5 protein-coding genes and 1 pseudogene are annotated in these 5,922 nt (G+C 64.7%); 5 read left to right on the forward strand and 1 reads right to left on the reverse strand.

The window, feature by feature from the left end; all coding sequences use genetic code 11:
* Positions 1 to 55 precede the first annotated feature (55 nt).
* A pseudogene (locus FNJ47_RS44150) lies at positions 56 to 709 on the reverse strand (FGGY family carbohydrate kinase); the annotation flags it as partial.
* Positions 710 to 842: 133 nt separating this feature from the next.
* Here FNJ47_RS44150 and FNJ47_RS44155 point away from each other — a divergent pair.
* The 5 genes from FNJ47_RS44155 to FNJ47_RS44175 all read left to right on the forward strand — a co-directional run.
* Positions 843 to 1,859, forward strand: coding sequence for a sugar-binding transcriptional regulator (locus FNJ47_RS44155; RefSeq protein ID WP_163162806.1), 1,017 nt, complete (start codon positions 843 to 845; stop codon positions 1,857 to 1,859).
* A gap of 28 nt (positions 1,860 to 1,887) precedes the next feature.
* Positions 1,888 to 3,327: an extracellular solute-binding protein gene (locus tag FNJ47_RS44160; protein ID WP_163162808.1), complete on the forward strand. Its 1,440-nt coding sequence runs from the start codon at positions 1,888 to 1,890 to the stop codon at positions 3,325 to 3,327.
* Positions 3,328 to 3,444: 117 nt separating this feature from the next.
* Positions 3,445 to 4,374, forward strand: coding sequence for a carbohydrate ABC transporter permease (locus FNJ47_RS44165; protein WP_175068508.1), 930 nt, complete (start codon positions 3,445 to 3,447; stop codon positions 4,372 to 4,374).
* Between the two features lie 14 nt (positions 4,375 to 4,388).
* Complete coding sequence (locus FNJ47_RS44170; RefSeq protein WP_163162812.1) at positions 4,389 to 5,246, forward strand: carbohydrate ABC transporter permease; 858 nt, start codon at positions 4,389 to 4,391, stop codon at positions 5,244 to 5,246.
* A gap of 4 nt (positions 5,247 to 5,250) precedes the next feature.
* Positions 5,251 to 5,922 (forward strand): ABC transporter ATP-binding protein (locus FNJ47_RS44175; protein WP_236000524.1); only part of this gene is annotated, 672 nt, incomplete at its 3' end.

Genomic DNA, 5,922 nt, shown 5'->3' on the forward strand with positions numbered 1-5,922 from the left:
GCGCAGGTCGCAGCCGGCACGACCGACGGCGTTGCGGCCTTCATCGCAACGCGGGCAGCCCAAGCGAGCGCGCGATCTGCGGATCCATTTCGGCGAACGGCGTTCCCGGCTCCAGCACCTCGGGAAGCAGGTCGTCGCGCACGCCGAGCTGATCGAGCCAGGGCGGCCAGGCGCGCGCGACCGGGTCGTAACCTAGCTTCAGCGCGTTGTTCTCGTCGCTGATGCCATGATGATTCGCCAGCCGGCCGGCGATCCAGTCTGCCTGGTGCACGGCGTGGCGCGCATCGCCGATGTAGCCGTGATCCAGCAGATAGAGCAGCTTGGCGAGCGCGCTGCTCGCGCCATGCGCGCCGCTTTCCAGCGGTGCGACCGACGCCACGCGCGTCGCCTGATGGGTGGCGCGTGCGTCGTTGTACATCAGCCCCGGCGAGCAAGGGCGGCCGACCGCATCGACCAGCAGCAGCGTGCCTGACGTGCCGTCGACGACGATGCGCGTGATGTCGCAGAGAGCGACGGTCTCGCCGAGTTTGCGGATGGCAGCCAGCGCAGCCTGCCACCACAGCTCCGGCGTCTGGTCGATGGCGTTGCCGTCGATGCGCGGTGCGGGCAGGGCGACCGACGCGAAGCCGCGGATGCCGGCCTGCGGATCGATCGCGCAGGCGCGGACGCCGCCGGTTCCGACATCGATGCCGAGATACAAACCTCCCATCCGACTTCACCGCTCTCTGGTGCGCGCGCGTGACGTTGGTTGCGCTGCAGCACGTTTGGGGGATTGACGCCCCGTTCGGCCTCTGCAATTTTTTGCAAGGCGTGAAGAAAATTGCAAGCGGACTTTTCCGGACATGGCTACTCCACCCGACAGGCTGCCGGTGATCGACGGCGAGGCGTCGCTCGCGACGCGCGCGGCGTGGCTGTATTTCGCGGCGGGGCTGACCCAGTCGGAGGTCGCCGACCGCCTCAACATCCAGAGCACCAAGGCGCACCGCCTGATCGCGCGCGCCAGCCGCGAGGGCATGATCCGCGTCTTCGTCGAGGGACCGGTCGCCGAATGCGTCGCGCTGGAGAACGATCTCGCGCAGCGCTTCGGCCTTTCGTTCTGCCGCGTCGCGCCTGATCTCGGCGAGGGCGATCTGCCGCTGAAGGCGCTGGCGCTGGAAGGCGCGAGCTTCCTGCGCCAGATTCTGGAACGTGGCCAGGACAAGGTGATCGGTGTCGGTCATGGCCGTACGCTCGCCGCCGTTGTCGAGCAGATGCCGCAGACGCCGGCGCGCGACGCGCAGTTCGTGTCGCTGCTCGGCGGACTGACGCGGAAATTCGCCGCCAATCCGTTCGACGTGATTCACCGCCTCGCCGAACGCACCGGCGCGGAAGCCTATCTGCTGCCGGTGCCGGTGTTTGCCAATTCGGTCGCCGACCGCGCCGTGCTGATGCAGCAATTCGGCATCGCCGACGTGTTCGCGCTGGCGCGCAAGGCCTCGCTGCTGTTCGTGGGCATCGGCCAGGTCAGCCGCGACGGCTTCCTGGTGTCGAGCGGCATGATCAAGCCGGACGAAGTCGCCGAATTGAAGCGCGTCGGCGCCTGCGCCGACCTGCTCGGACATTTCTTCAGCGCCGATGGAACGGTGCTGGACACCGATCTGTCGGCGCGCGCCACCTCGATGAGCATGCCCGATCTCAGGAAGCATCGGATCGTCGCCATCGCCGGCGGGCCGGCCAAGGTGACCGCGTTGCGCGGCGTGCTGCGCAGCGGCGTTCTGCACGGCCTCATCATCGACGAAGCGACCGCAAAGGCGCTCGCAACAGACAAGCCGGAGACCACATCCGGCAAGACAAGAAGCAAGACCCGGAAGGACACATAAAACAAGCGTCAACAAGGAGAGGAAATACATGTTCGATCGCGAGAAGAATCTGTTCGACTCCTACGCTGCCAAACGCATCAGCCGCCGCGATCTCCTCGACGGCGCCGCCAAGCTCGGCATCGCGGGCATCGCCGCAAACGCCGGCTTCGCTTCCTCGATGTCGAAGGCGATGGCCGCGGACTTCAACTGGAAGGCCCAGAGCGGCAAGAGCGTCAAGCTGCTGCTGAACAAGCACCCCTACGTCGACGCGATGATCGGCGACATCGAGGCGTTCAAAGCGCTGACCGGCATGAACGTCACCTACGACATCTTCCCGGAGGACGTCTATTTCGACAAGGTGACGGCGGCGCTGTCGTCGAAATCCGACCAGTACGATGCCTTCATGACTGGCGCCTACATGACCTGGACCTACGGTCCGGCGGGCTGGATCGAGGACCTCAACACCTACATCAAGGATCCCGCCAAGACCAACCCGGCCTTCGCCTGGGACGACGTGCTGCCGGGCCTGCGCGCCTCCACGGCATGGGACGGCGTCGCCGGTTCCGAGCTCGGCTCGGGCAAGGCCAAGCAGTGGTGCATCCCCTGGGGCTACGAGCTCAACAACATCACCTACAACCGCAACGTCTTCGACAAGGTCGGCGTCAAGCCGCCGAAGAACCTCGACGAGATGCTGGAGGTCGCGGCCAAGATCACCAAGGACGCCGGCGGGCCCTACGGCGTCGGCGTGCGCGGCTCGCGCTCCTGGGCGACCATCCATCCCGGCTTCCTGTCGGCCTATTCCAACTTCGGCCAGAAGGACTTCGTGATGGAGGGCGGCAAGCTGAAGGCCGCGATGAACACCAAGGCCTCGAAGGATTTCCACGACAAATGGGTCAAGATGATCCAGACCTCGGGGCCGAAGAACTGGTCGACCTATACCTGGTACCAGGTCGGCACCGATCTCGGCGCCGGCGCCTCGGGCATGATCTTCGACGCCGACATCCTCGGCTACTTCATGAACGGCGGCGACAACAAGGAGAAGGGGCATCTCGGCTACGCGCCGTTCGCCGCCAATCCGGCTGCCAAGGCGCCGACCCCGAACGTCTGGATCTGGTCGCTCGCGATGTCGAGCTTCTCCAAGCAGAAGGATGCGGCGTGGCTGTTCATGCAGTGGGCGGCCTCTGTCGAGCACGATCTGTTCGGCGCGCGCAAGATGGACTTCGTCAATCCGGTGCGCGCCTCGGTGTGGAAGGACAGCGAATTCCGCGACCGCATCGCAAAGTCCTATCCCGGCTATCTCGATCAGCACGACATGTCGTCGCCCGGCGCCAAGATCTACTTCACGGCGCAGCCGCTGTTCTTCGACCTGACGACCGAATGGGCCGCCTCGTTGCAGAAGATGGTAGCGAAGGAGGTCAGTGTCGACGAGGGGCTCGACAAGCTCGCCGACAGCATCAACCGCCAGCTCAAGCAGGCCGGTCTCGGCTGACATATCGAACCCGCGGTGCATGATCCCCCGCACCGCGTCCATCCGCCGGCTCGGACCCTTGTCCCATCCGAGCCGGCGGCGTTTGCCAGCTGAACGCGATCTCTTATCATCATGAGCATGGCCCAAACTCTCCCGACGAACGCGCAGGCAGCGCCGGCCAAACCAAGGCCGCGCGTGCGCCTCTTGCCTTATCTGTTGAGCCTGCCGGCGTTGCTCGTCTGCGTGGCGATCCTGGTTCCGTTCGTGACCGCGGCGGTCTACTCGCTGCAGCGCTACCGGCTGAACCTGCCTTATCTGCGCGGCTTCATCGGCGCCGGAAACTATATCGACTTCCTGTCCGATCCTGCGTTCTGGAACACGTTCCGCGTCTCGATCACATACACCGTCCTGACGGTCGTGCTCGAGCTGCTGCTGGGTCTCGGCATCGCGCTGCTGCTGCGCCGGCCGACCCGCTTCCACAATGCAGTGTCGATCATGCTTCTGCTGCCGCTGATGACGGCGCCGGCGATCGCCGCGCTGATGTGGAAGCTGATGACAAATCCGAGCTTCGGCATTCTGTCCTACGTGATCAGTCTGTTCGGCGTCACCGATTTCAAATGGGCGTCCGATCCGTCGAGCGCGCTGTTCACGGTCGTGCTGGTCGACGTCTGGGTCTATACGCCCTTCATCATGATCCTGCTGCTGGCGGGCCTGCGCTCGCTGCCGCGGCAGCCGTTCGAGGCCGCAGCCCTCGACGGCGTGCCGGCGAGCTTCGTCTTCTTCCGCATCACCCTGCCGATGCTTGCGCCCTACATCATCACGGCGTCGCTGTTCCGTCTGCTCGATTCGATCCAGCAGTTCGACATCATCTATGCGATGACGCAGGGCGGTCCGGGCGACCGGCTGATGGTGTTCCAGGTGCAGGCCTATCTGGAATTTTTCCAGTACACCAATGTTGGCCGGTCGGCGGCGCTGCTGATGATCCTCTGGCTGATCACCAACATCCTGTCGAACATCTTCATCAAGAACTGGCTGCGGTTGCGTGCGCGCGCGCACGGCCACGCCTGACGGGGAGAGGCGCAATGGAACATTCCAGCCTTGCCGGTCGCATCTTCCGCGGAATAGCGCTTACGCTGATCCTGATCTTCTTCATGTTCCCGATCGTCTGGATCTTCCTGATGTCGTTCCAGAACAACGATCAGATCTTGAGGATTCCGCCGCGGATCCTGTTCGAGCCGACGCTTGCGAACTACGAGGCGCTGATTTCCGGCCAGCTGCGAACCGCGGCCGGCAATCTGCAGATTTCCTTCATGCGCAACCTGTTCAACAGCGTCGTGCTGTCGAGCGCGGCGGTGTTGCTGGCGCTGCTGCTCGGCGTGCCGGCAGCCTACGCCTTTGCGCGCTTCAAATTCCGCCTCGGCGAGACCATCGCCTTCACGCTGCTGTCGTTCCGCTTCGCGCCGCCGCTGCTCGTGCTGCTGCCGCTGTCGCTGTATTATCAGGAGCTCGGCCTCAACGATACCTACTTCGGTATCGTCTGGGTCTATCAGCTGATCGCGCTGCCGCTGATCCTGTGGATCGTGCGCGGCTATTTCGAGGACATCAGTCCTGATATCGAACATGCCTACCGGCTGGCAGGGCATTCCTGGCGCGAGGCCTTCACCAGGATCGCTGTGCCGCTGGCAGGGCCGGGGATCGCTGCGGCGGGGTTGCTGTCGTTCATCTTCTGTTGGAACAATTTCGTCTTCGCATTGATCCTGGCCTCCGCGGACAAGCAGCCGGTGACGGTCGGCGCGCTCGCTTTCGTCACCGCGTCGGGAATCCAGTACGGCCAGATCGCGGCGGCGATCGTGCTGTCAGTGACGCCGACGCTGTTGCTTGCGCTCTATGCGCAGCGCTATCTGGTCGAGGGTCTCTCGCTCGGTGCTGTGAAAGGCTGATCCGATGGCGCGTCTCGAAATCAATTCGGTGAGCAAGGCATTCGGTACGGCACGGCCCGCCGATGAACTGTCGCTGGCCGTCGAGCCCGCTGAGATCGTCGCGGTGTTCGGACCGTCCGGCAGCGGGAAGACTGTGCTGCTGCGCATGATCGCGGGCATGTTCGAGCCTGACGACGGCGATATCCTGGTCGGCGGTCGCTCGATCGTCGGTGCGCCGCCGGAGCGGCGCGGGATCGGCATGGCGTTCCAGAATTTCGCCCTGTTCCCGCACATGACCGCCCGCGACAACATCGCAAGCGGCCTGCGTGCCAGCGGCAGCGATGTTGCGGGCCGCGTTGCTGCGATCAGCAAGCTGCTCAAGATCGAGCATGTGCTCGGCCATGCGCCGCGCGAATTGTCGAACGGGCAGAAGCAGCGGACCGCGCTGGCGCGGGCGCTGATCGGTAACCCGGACGTGCTGCTGCTCGATGATCCCTTGCGCAACGTCGACGCCAAGCTGCGCTACGAGATGCGGCTCGAGCTGCCGAACCTGCTGCGGCGCGGGACGGCTGCCGTGCTCTACAACTGGAGATACCTCGGCGAGGTTGATGGTCGGATCGCCGAACAATCGCGCGATCGCGACCGAGGCGGGCTGGGCATAGATATCGGCGGGCGTCGCGACTTGCGCGAGCCGGCC

The sequence above is a fragment of the Bradyrhizobium uaiense genome (assembly GCF_010811875.1).
Classification (GTDB): Bacteria; Pseudomonadota; Alphaproteobacteria; order Rhizobiales; family Xanthobacteraceae; genus Bradyrhizobium; species Bradyrhizobium uaiense.